This is a genomic window from Halorhodospira halophila SL1 (assembly GCF_000015585.1).
GTDB classification, from domain to species: Bacteria; Pseudomonadota; Gammaproteobacteria; order Nitrococcales; family Halorhodospiraceae; genus Halorhodospira; species Halorhodospira halophila.
This window is the reverse complement of record NC_008789.1, coordinates 1,040,270-1,056,995: the sequence shown is the minus strand read 5'-3', so window position 1 is coordinate 1,056,995 and position 16,726 is coordinate 1,040,270. Positions and strand designations below refer to the sequence as shown.

General features: G+C 70.1%; 16 protein-coding genes. 9 read left to right on the top strand and 7 right to left on the bottom strand.

Annotation, left to right across the window (positions count from 1 at the left end):
- Positions 1-39: 39 nt before the first annotated feature.
- On the top strand, positions 40-1,908 hold the full coding sequence (gene dxs, locus HHAL_RS05010) for a 1-deoxy-D-xylulose-5-phosphate synthase (protein WP_041595417.1): 1,869 nt from the start codon (positions 40-42) through the stop codon (positions 1,906-1,908).
- 13 nt (positions 1,909-1,921) lie between these two features.
- Entirely contained in the window at positions 1,922-3,025 is a 1,104-nt protein-coding gene (locus HHAL_RS05005; protein WP_011813781.1) for an RNA ligase, read from the top strand.
- On the opposite strand, the gene HHAL_RS05000 is transcribed toward HHAL_RS05005, so the two are convergent.
- The 4 genes from HHAL_RS05000 to HHAL_RS04985 all read right to left on the bottom strand — a co-directional run bounded on the left by HHAL_RS05000 (position 3,022) and on the right by HHAL_RS04985 (position 7,147).
- On the bottom strand, positions 3,022-3,258 hold the full coding sequence (locus tag HHAL_RS05000) for a hypothetical protein (protein WP_011813780.1): 237 nt from the start codon (positions 3,256-3,258) through the stop codon (positions 3,022-3,024). The two genes, HHAL_RS05005 and HHAL_RS05000, sit on opposite strands and share 4 nt — an antisense overlap.
- Positions 3,259-3,343: 85 nt before the next feature.
- Positions 3,344-4,249, bottom strand: coding sequence for an MlaA family lipoprotein (locus tag HHAL_RS04995; protein WP_011813779.1), 906 nt, complete (start codon positions 4,247-4,249; stop codon positions 3,344-3,346).
- Positions 4,246-5,712: an FAD-binding oxidoreductase gene (locus tag HHAL_RS04990; protein ID WP_041595415.1), complete on the bottom strand. Its 1,467-nt coding sequence runs from the start codon at positions 5,710-5,712 to the stop codon at positions 4,246-4,248. Before HHAL_RS04990 ends, HHAL_RS04995 begins: the two co-directional genes overlap by 4 nt.
- 16 nt (positions 5,713-5,728) lie before the next feature.
- A complete protein-coding gene (locus HHAL_RS04985; RefSeq protein ID WP_011813777.1) occupies positions 5,729-7,147 on the bottom strand; it encodes a phospholipase D-like domain-containing protein in 1,419 nt (472 codons plus the stop codon).
- A 126-nt stretch (positions 7,148-7,273) separates the two neighbouring features.
- Here HHAL_RS04985 and irrA point away from each other — a divergent pair, with 126 nt between their 5' ends.
- The gene (gene irrA / locus HHAL_RS04980; RefSeq protein WP_011813776.1) at positions 7,274-7,717 is read left to right on the top strand and encodes an iron response transcriptional regulator IrrA; all 444 of its coding nucleotides are present in this window, start codon (positions 7,274-7,276) and stop codon (positions 7,715-7,717) included.
- Between the two features lie 46 nt (positions 7,718-7,763).
- Here the strand turns inward: irrA and gmk are convergent, their stop codons facing one another.
- From gmk to HHAL_RS04965, 3 genes are all read right to left on the bottom strand, one after another.
- On the bottom strand, positions 7,764-8,399 hold the full coding sequence (gene gmk, locus HHAL_RS04975; protein ID WP_011813775.1) for a guanylate kinase: 636 nt from the start codon (positions 8,397-8,399) through the stop codon (positions 7,764-7,766).
- Complete coding sequence (locus tag HHAL_RS04970) at positions 8,389-9,270, bottom strand: YicC/YloC family endoribonuclease (RefSeq protein WP_011813774.1); 882 nt, start codon at positions 9,268-9,270, stop codon at positions 8,389-8,391. Before HHAL_RS04970 ends, gmk begins: the two co-directional genes overlap by 11 nt.
- An 81-nt stretch (positions 9,271-9,351) precedes the next feature.
- Positions 9,352-10,950 carry a methyl-accepting chemotaxis protein gene (locus HHAL_RS04965; protein ID WP_011813773.1) on the bottom strand — a complete coding sequence of 533 codons (1,599 nt, stop codon included), beginning with the start codon at positions 10,948-10,950 and terminating at the stop codon, positions 9,352-9,354.
- A gap of 192 nt (positions 10,951-11,142) precedes the next feature.
- Between HHAL_RS04965 and rph the strand changes: the two genes are divergently transcribed.
- Genes rph through HHAL_RS04935 form a run of 6 tightly spaced genes read left to right on the top strand, consistent with a single transcriptional unit; the run spans position 11,143 to position 16,721 of the window.
- Complete coding sequence (rph, locus tag HHAL_RS04960) at positions 11,143-11,859, top strand: ribonuclease PH (protein ID WP_011813772.1); 717 nt, start codon at positions 11,143-11,145, stop codon at positions 11,857-11,859.
- A complete protein-coding gene (rdgB, locus tag HHAL_RS04955; RefSeq protein ID WP_011813771.1) occupies positions 11,856-12,455 on the top strand; it encodes an RdgB/HAM1 family non-canonical purine NTP pyrophosphatase in 600 nt (199 codons plus the stop codon). The genes rph and rdgB overlap by 4 nt, the downstream gene beginning before the upstream one ends.
- Before the next feature lie 13 nt (positions 12,456-12,468).
- Entirely contained in the window at positions 12,469-13,695 is a 1,227-nt protein-coding gene (gene hemW, locus HHAL_RS04950; RefSeq protein WP_011813770.1) for a radical SAM family heme chaperone HemW, read from the top strand.
- A gap of 36 nt (positions 13,696-13,731) precedes the next feature.
- On the top strand, positions 13,732-14,103 hold the full coding sequence (gene rpoZ / locus HHAL_RS04945; protein ID WP_011813769.1) for a DNA-directed RNA polymerase subunit omega: 372 nt from the start codon (positions 13,732-13,734) through the stop codon (positions 14,101-14,103).
- A gap of 20 nt (positions 14,104-14,123) precedes the next feature.
- Positions 14,124-16,313, top strand: a complete 2,190-nt coding sequence (gene spoT / locus HHAL_RS04940) for a bifunctional GTP diphosphokinase/guanosine-3',5'-bis pyrophosphate 3'-pyrophosphohydrolase (protein WP_011813768.1) — start codon at positions 14,124-14,126, stop codon at positions 16,311-16,313.
- 15 nt (positions 16,314-16,328) lie between these two features.
- Entirely contained in the window at positions 16,329-16,721 is a 393-nt protein-coding gene (locus HHAL_RS04935; RefSeq protein ID WP_011813767.1) for a RidA family protein, read from the top strand.
- Positions 16,722-16,726: the final 5 nt, after the last annotated feature.

The following is a 16,726-nucleotide window of genomic DNA, read 5'->3' as shown; positions in this document are numbered from 1 at the left end:
CCAGGCCGCGCCTGAATCGGCTATCATGCCCCGATGACCATGGGAACGCACGACGAGGACAAGGTATTGCTGTCGGCCATCGACGATCCGGAGGATCTGCGGCGCCTGCCGCTGGAGCGATTGCCGGCCGTGGCCCAGGAGATGCGCGACTATCTGGTCGAGAGCGTCTCGCAGAGCGGGGGGCACCTCGCTGCCGGGCTCGGGGCCGTGGAGCTGACCCTGGCGCTGCACTACGCCCTGGATACCCCCCGCGATCGGCTCGTATGGGACGTTGGCCACCAGTGCTACGCCCACAAGGTCCTGACCGGCCGGCGCAGCCAGCTGCCCCGCATCCGCCAGGCCGGCGGTCCCGCCGGTTTCCCCGTACGCGACGAGAGTCCCTACGACGCCTTCGGGGTCGGCCACTCCTCGACGAGCATCAGCGCCGCCCTAGGCATGGCGCTGGCCGAGCGCGCCGGCGGCGAACACCGGCGGTGCGCCGCGATCATCGGCGACGGTGGGCTCAGCGCCGGCGAGGCACTGGAGGCACTCAACCACGCCGGCGACGTGAAGGCCGATCTGCTGGTGGTGCTCAACGACAACGAGATGTCCATCTCGGAGAACGTCGGCGCCCTTTCCAACTACCTGACCCGGTTGCTCTCCGAGCCGTTGGCGGGGCAGTTGCGCCGCGGTGCCCGGGACATGCTCCGCTATCTGCCGCCGATTCACGAGTTGGCCCGGCGCACCGAAGGCCATGTGAAGGGGCTGCTGGCTCCGGCCACGCTCTTCGAGGAACTGGGCTTCCACTACTTCGGCCCGGTGGACGGGCACAACGTCGAGGGGCTGGTACGCGTCCTGCGCAACCTCCGTGATCAGCCCGGTCCGCGGCTGCTCCACGTGGTTACCCGCAAGGGCAAGGGGTACGCCCCGGCCGAGGAAGACCCCATCTCCTACCACGGGGTGAGCTGCTTCGACCCGGCCCGCGGGCTCACCAAGGGCACACCGGCCAAGCTCAACTACACCGATGTCTTCAGTCGCTGGATCTGCCGGGCTGCCTGCACCGACGAGCGGGTGGTGGCCATCACTCCGGCGATGCGCGAGGGCTCGGGACTGGTGGAGTACGCCCGGCGCTTCCCCGAACGCTTCTTCGATGTCGGCATCGCCGAGCAGCACGCTGTCACCCTGGCTGCCGGGCTGGCCTGCGAGGGCGCGCGCCCGGTGGTGGCTATCTACTCCACCTTCCTGCAGCGTGGTTACGACCAGGTCATCCACGACGTCGCCCTGCAGCGCCTGCCGGTGCTCTTCGCCGTGGATCGGGCGGGCATCGTCGGCGCCGATGGGGCCACCCACCAGGGCACCTACGACCTCAGCTACCTGCGCTGCATCCCGGATCTCACCGTCATGGCCCCGGCCGACGAGGCGGAGTGCTGGCGGATGCTCGCCACGGGGCTGGTGCTCGAGGGCGCCTCGGCGGTGCGCTACCCGCGCGGGACCGGTCCCGGCGAGGCCCTGCCCGACGACATGGAACCCCTGCCTGTGGGACAGGCCGAGGTGCGCCGAGAGGGCGGCAGTGGGGTGGCCCTGCTCGCCTTCGGTGCCCTGCTCCCGGTGGCCGAGGCCGTTGGCGAAGAGCTTGACGCCACGGTGGTGAACATGCGCTTCGTCAAGCCGCTGGATGAGGCCCTGCTGCGCCGGCTGGCCGGCGAGTGTCGCCACCTGGTGACGCTGGAGGAGAACGTCATCGCCGGCGGCGCCGGCAGCGGTGTTGCCGAGTACCTGTCCAGCATCGGCGTGCATACCCCGATCACCCACCTGGGGCTGCCGGACGCCCCTGTGCACCACGGGGCGCGCAATGACATCCTGGCCGAGCATGGCCTGGACCGGGACGGGGTGCGCCGGACCGTGCAGGGTCTCCTGCAGCAGTCGTAGGGAAGGGGGCGCCATGCCCGAGGCTTCGCTGGTCGAGGACGCGCTGGCCCGCAACAAGGCGCGGCACGAGCACTACGCCGGGCTGGATTACGTCCGGCTCACCGACGGCTTCTCCGGCTGGCCGCGGGGGACCGTCTTCCTCGACGGGCGCGCCGTGCCCGGCTACCCCTCCATCGGTCGTGTGCTGAACCTGGAGCAGGGCCTGGCGCAGCACTTCCGGGCCCCGTTCCACGCCGAGGAGAAGATCGACGGCTTCAACGTTCGCCTGGTCCGCCATCGCGGCCAGGATCTCGCCTTCTCGCGCGGCGGTTTCGTCTGCCCCTTCACCACGGACCGGTTGCCCGATCTCATCGACCCCGCCGTCTTTCAGGCCGAGCCGGATCTGGTGCTCTGCGCTGAAGTGGCGGGGCCGGGGAACCCGTACCTGGAGGGGCATCCGCCGGAGATCCACGAGGACGTAGCGCTGCTGGTCTTCGATCTGATGCGCTGGGACCACGCCGAGTTCATGGCGGTCGAGGAGCGCCGCGCGTTGCTCCAGGAGCACGGACTGCCAGAGGTGCCGTATCACGGCCGGTTTACTGTCGATCAGGCCGGGGCCCTGCGCGAGTTGATCGCCGGGCTCGACGCGCGCGGCGTGGAGGGGGTGGTGCTTAAGGAGGAGGGGGATCGGCGCAAGCGGGCCAAGTACGTCACCCCCGCCTCGGTGGTTCAGGACCTCGGTGCCATGGGGGATGCGCTGCTCGATCTGCCCCCGGAGTACTTCACCAATCGGCTGATGCGCCTGGTGCTGATCCTGGAGGAGTCGCCGGAACTGGACCGCGAAACGCTGCGCGCCGAACTCGGCGCGGCGCTCATCGATCCCCTGCTGAATGCCGCCCGCGAGCACCGCGAGACCCACAAAGTGGCCCACCACTTCTGCAGCCGCTTCCGCCACCGGGCCAATGCCGAGCGGTTTGCCGAGCATCTGCGCCGGGTGCCGCAGAGCCAGATCCACACCACCGTCCGCAGCCTGGAGCAAGCCGCCGACGGCTACTGGGAGCTGCGCTTCGACCGGGTCTTCCCGCGGATCAGCGGGCTGCTGGGCAACTTCCTCAGCGGTGGGCAGGTCTACGACTAGGCGTATTCGTCCACCTGGTGATCGTCATCGCCGGTGCGCGCCCGGCGGGCGCGGGCGCGCTGGCCGCTGCGCAGGCGCTCGTCCACCGCATCCGGTCGCTCGGTCTCATCGCCGGAGTGACCGATCGCCTCGATGCGCGGATACGGGGCCACCGGCTGGATCTCGGCGATCCCCTCCAACTGCTTGAGCCGGGTGTTGCGCTGGGTATCCCGGATTGGCGGTACATTGAACACGGCGCCCTCCTTCGGCACGAGGCCGGGCTGGTTACCCCCTGTTCAGTTTAGCGGCGCCTGTGCATGTCGACTTGAGCTGGCCCGGTCAGTTGTCGTCGTCCTCTTCACCCTCGTCCCAGTCGCCGTTTTCCCATCCGTTGTCATTCTCCCACTCGTCGTCCTCGTCCCAATCGCCGTTGTCCCACTCCTCATCGTCGTCCCAGTCGTCCCACTCATCCCAGTCGTCCTCGCCCAGGCGCTCGCGCCGGTTCTGCAGGTACGACTCGCGCATGAAGATATAGGGGTCGGTGCCGGTTTCGGCCATGAGCTCGTCGAGGGCGAGCAGGTCGACGCGGGTGTCGATCCCCGCCAGGATCGGGGCGGCGTAGCGCTCGGGAGAGGGGATGTCGGTCCAGTGAGTCGGGCTATGGTAATGGCGGCTGAAGTACTGCACAGTCAGGCCGCTGCTGTCTCGGGCGTTGCTCGGGCCGAGCAGGGGCAGGACCAGGTAGGGGCCCTCGGGGGCGCCCCAGTGACCCAGGGTCAGGCCCAGGTCGGTGCGCTTGGACTCCAGGCCGGCGGCGCCGGCGACGTCGAACAGGCCGAGCACGCCGATGGTCGAGTTGATGGCAAATCGGGTGATGCTGCGCGTGCCGTCGCTACCGCGGCCCTGCAGGAAGTAGTTGCCGGCGTGGAAGGGCTCCCGCAGATTGTCGACGAAGTTGCCGAGCGGGCGGCGCACCCCGCGCGGCACGTTGTCCCGATAGGCCACGGCCACGGGGCGGAGCACGTAGCGGTCGGCGGCATCGTTGAAGGCGTGTACCCGGCGGTTGTAGCCCTCCAGGGGGTCCCAGGTGCCCTGGTCCCAGTCGTCGTACTCATTCCAGCCGTCGTCCTCGGCGGCCCACTCATCCTCGGCGCCGTCGTCGTTGGGGTTGTCGGTGGTGGCGCAGGCGCCGAGCAGCGGGAACAGGGCCAGCAGCAGGGTCCAGTGCAGCACGCTCCGTCTCATGAGGGGGCTCCGCTGCCAGGGGGGGCCGCGCTCGCCGCGTGAGCGGCGGCTGCGCCCTTGCCCGGGTTGAGTAGGTTCTCGGGGTCCAGGGCGTGTTTGATCCGGTGCATCAGCTCCAGGCCTACGGGGTCGGCGCAGCGCGCGACCTCGTCGCGCTTGAGCTGGCCGACGCCGTGCTCGGCGGCCACCGAGCCGCCGAACCGTCGGACCACATCGTGCACCGCCCGGTGGAAGGTCCCGGCCCGGGCCTGGAAGGCCTCCGGCGGGGCGTGTTCCGGCTGGCTTAGGTTGAAGTGCAGGTTGCCGTCGCCCACGTGGCCGAAGATGCAGGGGCGTACCGCCGGGTCCAGCTCAGTCACCGCCGCCAGGGCCTCGGGGACGAAGGCGGCGATATAGCCGGGGCGTACCGAGATGTCGTGCTTGATGCTCGCCCCGGCGCGCTTCTGGCCGTCCGGGATGGCCGTACGCAGTCGCCACAGCCGCTCGGCGGCGGCCTCGGTGGGGGCGAGCAGGGCGTCGGCCAGATCGCCGGCGGCCTCCGCCGGCTCCAGCGCCGCGGCCAAGGCCTCGTCCAGGTCCGCCCGCGGGTCGGCGGTGGCCAGCTCCAGCAGCAGGTACCAGGGCGACCCCGGCAGTGGGTTCTCCGGGGTGTCATCGAGCCGTTGCCCCATGCCCAGGGCCTCGGCGCTCATCAGCTCGGCGCCGACCACCGCGTCGCCGCTCTCGGCCTGCGCTGTCCGCACCAGCGCTAGGGCGGGCTCCAGACGGGGCAGGGCGAGCAGCGCCACACGGCGGCTGCGCGGCGGCGGCAGTAATCGCAGGGCGGCGGCGGTGATGATGCCCAGTGTTCCCTCGGAGCCGATGAACAGGTCGCGCAGGTCGTAGCCGCTGTTGTCCTTGCGCAGCCCGCGCAGGTCGCTCCAGACGCGGCCGTCGGCCAGGACAACCTCCAGGCCCAGGGTGAGGTTGCGGGCGTTGCCGTAGCGCAGCACATTCAGCCCACCGGCGTTGGTCGCCAGGTTGCCGCCGATCCGGCACTGCGCCTCGGAGGCCAGGCTCAGCGGGAAAAAGCGCTGGGCCGCGGCGGCGGCCTCCTGCAGATCGGCCAGGGTGCAGCCGGCCTCGGCAATCAGCAGGCCGTCGTCGGCGTCGAGGCTGCGGATGCGCTGCATTCGCTCCAGGCTCAACACGACCTCGTCACCGTGCCGGGGGGAGCCGCCGCCGACGGTACCGGTGTTCCCGGACTGCGCCACCACGGTGGCCCCGTGTTGACGGCATAGGGTCACGGTAGCCGCGACTTCGTCGGTGTCGGCGGGACGGGCCACCAAGCGCCCCTGGCCGGGGAACTGGCCGCGCTGCTCGGTCATGTAGGGGGCGATCCGCGCCGGCTCGGTCAGCACGTCCGCGGCGCCCAGGCGGGCGCGCAGTGCTTCGGCCAGCGGGTGTGCTGAGGTTTTGGACATGGCCGGCATTATGCCCCTACAGGTAGGGTGACGCGAGCCAGCAGGCAGCGTCGCGAACGCGCTCCAGGGGCGGGCGCTGGCGCAATTCCTCCTCGCTGATCCGGCGCGAGTGGGCACGGATGCGCTGGCAGTCGGCAGCCATCTCGCCGGCAATGGCGCGGTCGTAGAACTCGGCGTTGAGCTCGAAGTTCAGCCGCAGGCTGCGCGGGTCCATGTTCGCCGAGCCGACTTGGGCGTAGCGTCGGTCGACGACGAACAGCTTGGTGTGGGCGAAGGGCGGGGGCTGGTAATAGATGTTCACCCCCCAATGGATCAGCTCGCCGAGCATATGCCGCGTGGCCCAGTGGACGAAGGGCAGGTTGTTTCGCGCGGGCAGCAGAACGTTGACCTCCACCCCGCGCAGCGCTGCGGCCTCCAGGGCGGTCATCAACGAGCGCATGGGTAAAAAATACGGGGTGACGAGCCAGATCTCCTCGCGGGCCGCGGATAGGGCGCCGATCAGCGTCATCACCAGGCGGTCCAGGTCCTCATTGGGGCCGTCGGTGATGATCCGGCTCAGGGCGCCATCGACGTGGGGCTTGCCGGGCGGCGATGCGGCGCGGGCCTCGCCGGTGGTGAACGCCCAGTCCTCCAGGAAGACCTGCTCCATCTGGTGCACCACCGGGCCGTCGACCAGGAAGTGGATGTCCGCCACGCGGTGCTCGCGGTCGGACTGAAGCAAGTGGCGGTCGCCGAGGTTCATGCCGCCGGTGAATCCGGTCTGGCCATCGATCACCAGAAGCTTGCGGTGGTTGCGCAGGTTGATCGAGAGTTGGGGTGGCAATAGCCGCGGTGGCAGGAAGCGGGCCACCGGGACTCCGGTCCGGCGCAGTAGCCGGCTGGCCCGGGGCCAGGAGTAGAACTCGCCCACCCCGTCGATGAGCACCCGCACCTCCACGCCGCGGCGGTGGGCGGCGGTGAGGGCGCGGATGAACTGTCGTCCGCTGGTGTTGGTCTCGAAGATGTAGGTGCTCAGGTAGACGGTCTGCTGTGCGGCGTCGATGGCCTCGAGCATGGTCGGGTAGGCCTGCTCGCCGTTGTGCAGCGACTGGACCCGGTTGCCGTACTCCAGCGGCCGTCCGGTGACGGCATCCGAGATGCGGATCTGCTCCGCGTACTCGGGCCCCAGCGACGGGCTGTGGGTCTCCATCGACGGGCCGGGGCTGGGCGGGATGCGCTCCTCGGCCACCAGCTTGCGGGCCCGGGTCTCGACGCGGTTGATGCCGAAGACGTAGTAGAAGAGGGCGCCGCCGACGGGGAAGATGATACACACGGCCATCCACGCCGCTGCCACCTGGGGCTCGCGCTTGGTCAGCAGGGCGTGCACGGCGGCCACCGGACCGACGACCGCGGCGAGCACGCTGGCGGCGGCGACTATCCAGGCTGCGGCATCCATGGGCGCCTAGTCTCGACCTTTTCGCCGCAGTTGGGAAGACGGGGTGGGAGGTTGAGCGGGGCGCCGGCTTTGCATTAGACTAATTCTGTGTTTTTGCGCACAGTCGCCAGCGGGCAAGGATCTGAAATGACGGAAACCCGAGACAATTCGATCCTCAGCGAAGGGCAGGGTGCCGGCTATCTGCGCTCGGTGGGGCTGCGCCCGACCCAGCAGCGGCTGGCCCTGGCCGGACTTTTGTTCTCCGGTGAGGACCGCCACGTGACCGCCGAATCCCTGTACGAGGAGGCCGCGGCGCAAGGGGTCAAGGTCTCGCTGGCCACCGTCTACAACACCCTCAACCAGTTCAAGGAAGCCGGCCTGCTGCGCGAAGTCATCGTGCACTCCGGCAAGTCCTACTTCGACACCAAGACCGAGGCCCACCACCACCTCTACGACGAGGACAGCGGCAAGATCGAGGACGTCCACCTGGAGGTGGATGAGCACGAGGTCCGCCGCAAGGTCCAGGTCCCGGAAGGTAAGCAGATCGCCGGCGTGGACATCGTCGTGCGGCTGCGCGCGGATCGGGGGTAGCGCGCCCGATGTCGCCGCCGGCTGGGCCCCGTGCCCCCGCGGCCGCTTAGCGCGCCAGAAGCTCGGCTAGCCGATCGGCGTGGAGGCATTGCTGACGGCGGCAGGCCAGCCGCTGCGCACCGATCAATGTGCCCAGTTCGCCCAGCGCCCGGGTGAAATCGTCGTTGATCACCAGGTAGTCGTACTCACTGAAGTGGGCCATTTCGTCCACGGCCTCGGCCAGCCGGCGCTCGATCACCTCGGCGCTGTCCTGGCCGCGCTCGCTCAGACGCCGATGCAGCTCCTCCCGGGAAGGTGGCAGGATGAACACCGATACCGCCTCGGGCAGGACCCGGCGGACCTGTTGAGCCCCCTGCCAGTCGATCTCCAGGATCACGTCCGCGCCGGCGTCCAGGCGCGCCTCGACGGCGTCCTGAGAGGTGCCGTAGAGGTTGTCGAAGACCCGTGCGTACTCCAGGAAACGTCCCGACTCGATCCGCTCCAGGAACCGCGCCTCGTCCAGGAAGTGGTAGTCCACGCCGTCGCGCTCGCCGGGGCGTGGCGGGCGCGTGGTGCTCGATACCGACAGCTCCAGGCCGGGGATCTGCTCGAGCAGGGCCCGGACCAGGCTGGTCTTGCCGGCGCCGGAGGGCGCCGAGACGATGAAGAGGGTGCCGCGGGGGGCGGTGGGATCACTCGACATTCTGCACCTGTTCGCGCATCTGTTCGATCAGGACCTTGAGGTCGAGGGCGGCGTTGCTGGTGGCCACGTGGCCCGACTTCGAGGCGACGGTATTGGCCTCCCGGTTGAGTTCCTGCATGAGGAAGTCGAGGCGTCGGCCGACCGGTTCGGTGGCCTCCAGCAGGCGCAGCACCTCCTGGAGATGGGTGCCGAGGCGCTCCAGCTCCTCGTCGATATCCTGGCGCTGGGCGATGTAGGCCAGCTCCTGTTCCAGGCGTCCGGGGTCGGCGGGCTCCGCAAGCTCATCCAGGCGCGCGGTGAGCCGCTGGCGGATGCGCTCGTTGATCGTGGTGCGCTGCTCGCCGAGCTGCCCGACGATGTCCCGGGCCTCCTCAGCCCGGGCACGTAGGTGTGCGGCCAGCTGCTCGCCCTCGCGCTGCCGGGTATCGCGCAGCCCCTCCAGGGCATCGTCGAACAGGGCGAGCGCGGCATCGCGCACCGGTCCGAGGTCCACCGCGGCCTCGCCGAGTACGCCGGGGAAGCGCAGGATCTCCGCCGTGGACGCCGGCCGGGCCGCGTCGCCGAAGCGCGCGCCGATCTCCGCGGTGATCTGCGCCAGCTCCTCGACCCGCTGCCAGTCCACGCTCAGCCCGGTCTGGCCGCCCTCCTCCAGGGTGAAGCGCAGCGTGCACTCCAGCTTGCCGCGGCCGAGCCGTTGACGGGCCCGCTCGCGTACCCCCGGCTCGATGGCGCGCAGCTCCTCGGGTAACCGGGGGTGGACCTCCAGGTAGCGGTGATTGACCGAGCGCAGCTCCCAGGTCAGGCGGCCGGTGCGGCCGCCCCAGTCACCCGGGGCCTCGCGTCGTTCAAAGGCGGTCATGCTGTGGATCAAGGGTGCGCTCTCCGGCCAGCGGGATAGGAGCCAGATGCTACTGGCTCGCGCGGTGTTCACGCCAGGGCACGCCGCCGGTGGTTATTGCTGGTCGGCAAAGCGGCGCACCAGGCGTGCGGCGTGGTCGATCTCTTCCGTCAGGGTCTCCATCCGGTCGCCGGCGCGGTCGGTGCACTCCTGCACCTGCTGGGCGAGCTGGTCGATGTTGTTGATATTGCGGTTCACCTCCCCGGCGGTGGCACTCTGCTCCTCGGTGGCGCTGGCGATCTGTATGCTCATCTCCTGCATGGAGGAGACCGCCTCGTTGATCGCCTCGAGTGCCCCGCGGGCCTCGTCGGAGAGGTTGAGGGTGTGCTCGGCGCGCTCGCTGCTCTCGTTCATGGCGGCCACCGCGCGCTCGGTGCCCTCCTGCAGGGAGTCGATGATCGCCTTGATCTCCTTGGTCGAGGACGAGGTGCGGTCGGCGAGGACCCGGACCTCCTCGGCCACCACCGAGAAGCCGCGGCCGACCTCGCCGGCGCGGGCTGCCTCGATGGCCGCGTTGAGCGCCAGCAGGTTGGTCTGCTCGGTGATCTGCTGGATCAGGTCCAGGGCCGCACCGATGCGGTCGGTCTCCTGGGCCAGCTGATGGGTGATCTCCGCGGAGCCGCGCACCCGCTCGACCAGTTCGCGGACGGCGTCGGCGCTCTGCTGCACCGTTTGCATGCCGTGGTGGGTCTGGGTCTGCGCCTGCTCGCTGGTCTCGGCCCCCATGGAGGCGTTGCGGGCCACCTCCTGGACGCTCTGGGACATCTCCTCCATGGCGGTGGCCACCTGCTGGGTCTCGGACGTCTGCCGCTGGGCCTGACTGCGCGCCTCGCCGATGGCCTCGCCGGCCTGGTTGCGGACCGTCTGCAGCTGCTCGGTGACGCTGGCCAGACGCTTGGGCACGGCGCTCATCTCGGTCTGCAGCTGGAGCATGGCCAGCCGCAGGCGGCCGGCTTCGTCCCGACGGTTGGTGTAGAGCTGTTCGGCTAGCGGGTCGTCGATCAGCAGCCGGGCCTCTTCCACCGCGGCGTTCAGGGGGCGCCACAGGTAGACGGCACCGCCGGCGGCCAGTGCCGTGGCGGTCAGGGTGACCAGCGCCAGGCCCGCGGTGCCCAGTCCGGCGGTGCTGGCCACCACCGCGGCCACAGGCGCCGGCAGGAGCAGGGCGAGCAGCCGTTCGCGCAGTCCGAAGCGGCGCCCCGGGCGCGGCACCGGACCAACCTCGCCCTTGTCCGGTTCGCTGGCGCGGACCTTGGCGTAGGTGGCCGCCGCGCGTTCCACCGCCGCCTCGGAGGGGGGTGCGGTGCGGACCGACTGGATCTCGACGATGGTTCCCCGGGCGTCGAGAATCGGGGTCGCGTAGGCGTGGACCCAGTAGTGGTCGCCGTTCTTGCAGCGGTTCTTGACCAGGCCCATCCAGGAGCGTCCGGATTGCAGCGTGGCCCACATCTCGTAGAATGCCGTGCGCGGCATGTCCGGGTGGCGAATCAGGTTGTGCGGTTGTCCGATGAGCTCATCGTGGCGGTAGCCGCTGATCCGCTCGAACTCCTCGTTGACGTAGGTGATCCGCCCCTTCGGGTCGGTGGTCGAGAGGATGGTGGCGCCTCGGGGGACAGCCACCCTGCGCTGCGTAACGGGTTCGTTGATGCGCATGGGACGCTCCTTGGGCGGCAGACACAGGCGCGCGCCTCCCCGGCTTTCCAGCGCCGGTGCGGTGCGCCACCCTGGCGGCAGGAGCGCAGCGCCACAGAAACCCCAACCCGTATAATCCATTACCTGGGCTGTCACGTCCATACTCACCACCCCGGGGGCGGCGAGCACGCCGCCCCGAATGCAGGAGGCACTATGCGCCCAAGCGGTCGACGGGCCGACGAGCTACGCCCGATCTCCATCCAGCGCCAGTTCACCAAACACGCCGAGGGCTCGGTGCTCATCGGCTTTGGCGATACGCGCGTGCTGTGCACGGCCAGCGTCGAGGCGCGCGTGCCCCCCTGGCTGCGCGGCCAGGGCCGGGGCTGGGTGACCGCCGAGTACGGCATGTTGCCACGCTCGACCCACACCCGCAGCGACCGCGAGGCGGCCCGCGGCAAGCAGCAAGGGCGGACTGTCGAGATCCAGCGGCTGATCGGCCGCTCCCTGCGCGCCGCCGTCGATCTGCAGGCCCTGGGCGAGCGTAGCGTGGTGGTCGACTGCGACGTGCTGCAGGCCGATGGCGGGACCCGGACGGCGGCGATCACCGGTGCCTTCGTGGCCCTGACCGACGCCCTGGAAGGGCTGGTGCGCCAGCGCGCGCTGCCGGCGTCGCCCCTCCACGGTCAGGTGGCGTCGGTCTCCGTGGGGGTCTACCGCGGTGAGCCGGTGCTCGACCTGGACTATGCCGAGGACGGCGAGGCGGAGACCGACATGAACGTGGTGATGAACGACGCCGGCGCCTTCATCGAGCTGCAGGGCACCGCCGAGGGGCACGCCTTCCGGCGCGATGAACTCGATCGGATGCTGGCCCTGGCCGAGAAGGGCGTGGGTGAGCTGTTGCAGCATCAGCAGGAGGCATTGGCGACATGAAGATCGTGCTGGCCACCGGGAATGCCGGCAAGCTTGCCGAGATGACCCGCATGCTCCAGGGCTACGACGCCGAGGTGGTCAGGCAGGGGCACCTGGGCATCGACTCGCCCGCGGAGACCGGGCTGACCTTCGTCGAGAATGCGTTGATCAAGGCGCGCCACTGCGCCGAGCGCAGCGGCCTGCCCGCGGTCGCCGACGACTCGGGGCTGGCCGTTCCGGCGCTCGGCGGCGAGCCCGGCATCTACTCGGCGCGCTACGCCGGCAGCGATGCGGGCGACGCCGCCAACATCGAGCGCCTGCTCGCCGAGCTGAGCGAGCGCGGGCAGGGCGACCGGCGCGGCACCTTCCACTGCGTTATGGTCTACCTGCGCCACGCCGCCGATCCGGCGCCGGTGATCGCCCACGGTAGCTGGACGGGGCGTATCGTCGAGACGCCGCGTGGCCATCACGGCTTCGGCTATGATCCGGTGTTCGAGGATCCCGAACTCGGGCAGACCGCCGCCGAGCTGGATGCGCCCGCTAAGGACGCACGCAGCCACCGCGGGCAGGCGCTGCGCGCGCTGATTCAGGGGATCGCCGCCGAGGTGGCCGGGTGACCCGGCGGCGCCCATGAGCCTCGGCGCCGGGGCGCAGCTGCCGCCGCTGGCGGTCTATATCCATCTGCCCTGGTGTCTGCAGCGCTGCGGCTACTGCGACTTCAACGCCCACGCCCTGCGCGGAGAGCTCCCCGCCCGGGCCTACGTGGACGCCCTGGGGCGCGAGCTGCGCCGCCAGGCCCCGGCGGCGCTCGGGCGCCGCGTGACTAGCGTCTTCATCGGGGGCGGCACACCGAGTCTCTTCCCGCCCGGTCCGATCGGCGAGCTGCTCGACACCCTGGACGCGGTGCTGGGCCTGGAGTCGGGGGCAGAGATCACCCTGGAGGCCAACCCAGGCGCCAGCGAGAACGCGCGGCTGCGGGGGTTCCGGCAGGCCGGGGTGACCCGTCTGTCCCTGGGGGTGCAGAGCCTGGACGACACGCTGCTGGCCCGCCTGGGGCGGATCCACGACGCCGTCGCCGCGCGCGAGGCCGTGGCTGAGGCGTATGCCGTCGGGTTCCGCGGTATCAACGCCGACGTCATGTACGGCCTGCCCGGGCAGGGGGTCACCGGGGCCGAGGCCGACGTGGCCGGAGTCATCGCGCTGGGGGCCGACCACGTCAGCCATTATCAGCTGACCATCGAGCCGGAGACGCCCTTTGGGCGCCGCCCACCTCCGGGTCTGCCCGACGAGGAGACGGTGCTGGAGATGGAGGCGGTGTGCCGGCAGCGGCTGGCGCAGGCCGGTCTGGAGCGTTACGAGGTCTCGGCCTTCGCCCGCCCCGGGCAGCGCAGCGTCCACAATCTCGGTTACTGGACCTTCGGCGACTACCTGGGCCTGGGCGCCGGGGCGGCCGGCAAGCGGACCGGCGCCGACGGCCGGGTGCTGCGCACCCGCCAGCGCCGCTCGCCGCGGGCCTGGATGGCCGCCGTCGGCAGCGCCCGGGTCGAGGCTGAGTGTATTGAGCTGACACCGTCGGAGCAGGCCTTTGAGGTCCTGCTCAACGGGCTGCGCCTGCGTGAGGGGCTTCCGGAACGACTGGCGGTGGCGCGCAGTGGCTGCAGCCTGCCGGCATTGCGCGACTGGCTGGCGCCCCTGTGTGCCGGCGGCTGGCTGGAGTGGCGTGGCGGGCGGATTCGGGCCAGCGCCGCCGGCTACGAGATGCTCGATACCCTGCTGCTCGAGCTGCTCCCCGGCCCGCCGGATCCGGGTTCCGGGGGCAGTGCACCTTCCTCGCACGGCGGCAACGCGCTAAAATAACATGTCAAACTGCTGAATTGTGTCTGGAGGAGCGCGATGGCTCGCGTCACCGTAGAAGATTGCCTGGACAACGTAGACAACCGCTTCGAGCTCGTGCTCGCCGGCGCCAAGCGCGCGCGTCAGCTGGCCAAGGGCATCGAGCCGCTGGTCGATTGGGAGAACGACAAGCCGACCGTGGTGGCGCTGCGCGAGATCGCCGCTGGCCACGTCACCTCGGAGATCCTGACCAGCACCGAAGAGAGCGCGGCGGATAGCCTGAGTCTGGGCGGCTTCAGCACCGCCGACGTCGAGGCCGAAGTGGGTGGCGGCCCGGTGCAGCCGGATCCCGGCGCCAGCCAGGAGCGCGCCTTCGACGAGGCGGCCGACGGCACCGCCCAGGGGTCTGGCGATCCCGATCCGACAACCTGAGAGACCGGTCCGGGAAATGTATGGCGCGCGCCGCGAGTGTCATCAACGCCGGTGAATCGGCGTCGGCTTCCGACCCGGAGCGGCGCGTTCAGGAGGTTTGTGCGCTACTCGAGCGCTACCTCGAGCCCCACCAGATCGAGCAGGTCTACGACGCCTACCGTTTCAGCGCCGCCGCCCACGAGGGGCAGCGGCGCCGCTCCGGCGAGCCCTACATCACCCACCCGATCGCCGTGGCCCGCATCCTCGCCGAGATGCGCCTGGATGCCGAGGCCGTTGTAGCCGCGCTGCTCCACGACGTCATCGAGGATACGCCCACCGCCAAGGAGCGGATCGCCGAGCGCTTCGGCGAGCAGGTGGCCGAGCTGGTGGACGGAGTCTCCAAGCTCGGCGCCATCGACTTCCAGAGCAAGGAAGAGGCCCAGGCGGAGAGCTTCCGCAAGATGATCCTGGCCATGGCCAAGGACATCCGCGTCATCCTCATCAAGCTCGCCGACCGCCTCCACAACATGCGCACGATCTGGATCATGCGTCCGGAGAAGCGCCGCCGCATCGCCCGCGAGACCCTCGACATCTACGCCCCCATCGCCCAGCGGCTGGGCATCAACAGCCTGCGCACCGAGCTCGAGGACCTGGGCTTTGCCGCGCACTACCCGCTGCGCTACCGGGCGCTCAAGGAGAAGCTCGCCCGCCAGCGGGGGCGGCGCGGGGTGATCCTCGACACCGTCTGCGACCAGGTGCGCACCCGCCTGGAGCAGGCTGGGATCCAGGCCGAGGTGGTCGGGCGTGAGAAGCATCTGTGGTCCATCTACTGCAAGATGGCCCAGAAACAGCTCAACTTCCGCGACGTCTTCGACGTCTACGGCTTCCGGGTGGTGGTGGACACGGTGGACGAGTGCTACCGCGTCCTCGGCATCCTGCACGGGCTCTACAAGCCGCGCCCGGGGCGCATCAAGGACTACATCGCCATCCCCAAGGCCAACGGCTACCAGTCGCTGCACACCACGCTGGTCGGGCCGCATCGCATCCGCCTCGAGGCGCAGATCCGCACCCGGGATATGCACGCCGTGGCCGAGTCGGGCATCGCCGCCCACTGGTTCTATAAGGATGCCGGCGAGAGCGGTAACACGGCCCAGGTCCGTGCCCGGCAGTGGGTCAAGGACCTGCTTGAGATGCAGCGCAGTGTCGGCACGTCCGAGGAGTTCATCGAGAGCGTCAAGATCGACCTGGTCCCCGACGAGATCTACGTCTTCACCCCCAAGGGCGACATCCTCGAGCTGCCGAGCAATGCCACCCCGGTGGATCTGGCCTACGCCATCCACTCTGACGTGGGTAACTCCTGCATCGCCGCCAAGGTCGACCACCGCCTCACGCCACTGCGTACGCCGCTGCAGAGCGGGCAGATGGTCGAGATCATCACCGCCCCGGTGGGGCGGCCCAATCCGGTCTGGCTGGATTTCGTGGTGACCGCCAAGGCGCGCACCGCCATCCGTCACGCCCTCAAGCGGCTGCGCGACGACGAGGCCATCGAGCTCGGCCGGCGCATGGTCGAGCGCGCCCTCTCGGCGTTGTCGGTGGATCTCGACGCCCTCGACCCGGCGCGCGTCGACGAGGCCCTGGCCGGCACGGGCCTCGCCAGTCTCGACGACCTGTTCCGCGATGTCGGTCTGGGCAACCGGGTGCCGTGGCTGGTGGCGCAGCAGCTCAGTGGTCTCGAGCAGGGCGAGGCCGAGCTGGAAGAGCGCCCCGAGGAGCCCGAGCCCCACGGGACCCTGACCATCCGCGGCAACGAGGGCACGGTGGTCTCCTTCGCGCGCTGCTGCCGGCCGATCCCCGGCGACCCGATCGTCGGCTTCGTCAGCACCGGTCGTGGCGTGGTCATCCACCACCGTGATTGCAAGAACGTGGCCAGTCAGCGCAAGCGTTCCGAGAGCTGGGTGGACGTGGACTGGGAGGCCGACGTCGATGCCGAGTTCCCCACCCTGATCGGCATCGACGTGGTCAACGAGCGTGGCGCCCTGGCTCAGCTCGCCCACGGGATCTCGGCGCAAGGGGCGAGCATCGAGAACGTGACCATCGAGGAGCGCGACGGCATGATCGCCACCGTCCGCTTCCTGATCCTGGTTCGTGACCGCCGCCACCTGGCGGCCGTGGTGCGCCATCTGCGGGCGATGCCCCCGGTGCAGCGCATCGTGCGCAAGAAAGACGGCTAAGGAGAGAGATCGCGCATGTCCCGAGAAATCATCCACACCGACGCCGCCCCGGCCGCCATTGGTCCCTACAGCCAGGCGGTGCGCGCCGGCGACTTCGTCTACATCTCCGGGCAGATCCCGCTGGACCCGCAGACCGGCGAGCTGGTGGGTGCCGACATGAACAGCCAGGTGGCCCGGGTCTTCGACAACCTCGGTGCCGTGGCCGAGGCCGCCGGCGGCAGCCTGGCCGACGCCGTGCGCATCGCCATCTACCTCACCGACCTGAGCCACTTCGCGCTGGTCAACGAGGTCATGACGCAGTACCTCTCCGAGCCCTACCCCTCGCGGGCAGCCATCGGCGTCGCCGCGTTGCCCAAGGGGGCCGCGGTGGAGATGGACGCCGTCCTCTATCTGCCCCGGGAGGGCTGAAGCCC

Bases quoted from the DNA above. Each gene is read 5' to 3' on its own strand.
- spoT (WP_011813768.1), top strand. From the start codon at position 14,124: ATGGCGCGCGCCGCGAGTGTCATCAACGCCGGTGAATCGGCGTCGGCT.
- gmk (WP_011813775.1), bottom strand. From the start codon at position 8,399: ATGTCGAGTGATCCCACCGCCCCCCGCGGCACCCTCTTCATCGTCTCG.
- HHAL_RS04990 (WP_041595415.1), bottom strand. From the start codon at position 5,712: ATGTCCAAAACCTCAGCACACCCGCTGGCCGAAGCACTGCGCGCCCGC.
- dxs (WP_041595417.1), top strand. From the start codon at position 40: ATGGGAACGCACGACGAGGACAAGGTATTGCTGTCGGCCATCGACGAT.
- rdgB (WP_011813771.1), top strand. From the start codon at position 11,856: ATGAAGATCGTGCTGGCCACCGGGAATGCCGGCAAGCTTGCCGAGATG.
- hemW (WP_011813770.1), top strand. From the start codon at position 12,469: ATGAGCCTCGGCGCCGGGGCGCAGCTGCCGCCGCTGGCGGTCTATATC.
- HHAL_RS04985 (WP_011813777.1), bottom strand. From the start codon at position 7,147: ATGGATGCCGCAGCCTGGATAGTCGCCGCCGCCAGCGTGCTCGCCGCG.
- HHAL_RS05005 (WP_011813781.1), top strand. From the start codon at position 1,922: ATGCCCGAGGCTTCGCTGGTCGAGGACGCGCTGGCCCGCAACAAGGCG.
- HHAL_RS04965 (WP_011813773.1), bottom strand. From the start codon at position 10,950: ATGCGCATCAACGAACCCGTTACGCAGCGCAGGGTGGCTGTCCCCCGA.
- HHAL_RS04995 (WP_011813779.1), bottom strand. From the start codon at position 4,249: ATGAGACGGAGCGTGCTGCACTGGACCCTGCTGCTGGCCCTGTTCCCG.
- rpoZ (WP_011813769.1), top strand. From the start codon at position 13,732: ATGGCTCGCGTCACCGTAGAAGATTGCCTGGACAACGTAGACAACCGC.
- HHAL_RS04935 (WP_011813767.1), top strand. From the start codon at position 16,329: ATGTCCCGAGAAATCATCCACACCGACGCCGCCCCGGCCGCCATTGGT.
- rph (WP_011813772.1), top strand. From the start codon at position 11,143: ATGCGCCCAAGCGGTCGACGGGCCGACGAGCTACGCCCGATCTCCATC.
- irrA (WP_011813776.1), top strand. From the start codon at position 7,274: ATGACGGAAACCCGAGACAATTCGATCCTCAGCGAAGGGCAGGGTGCC.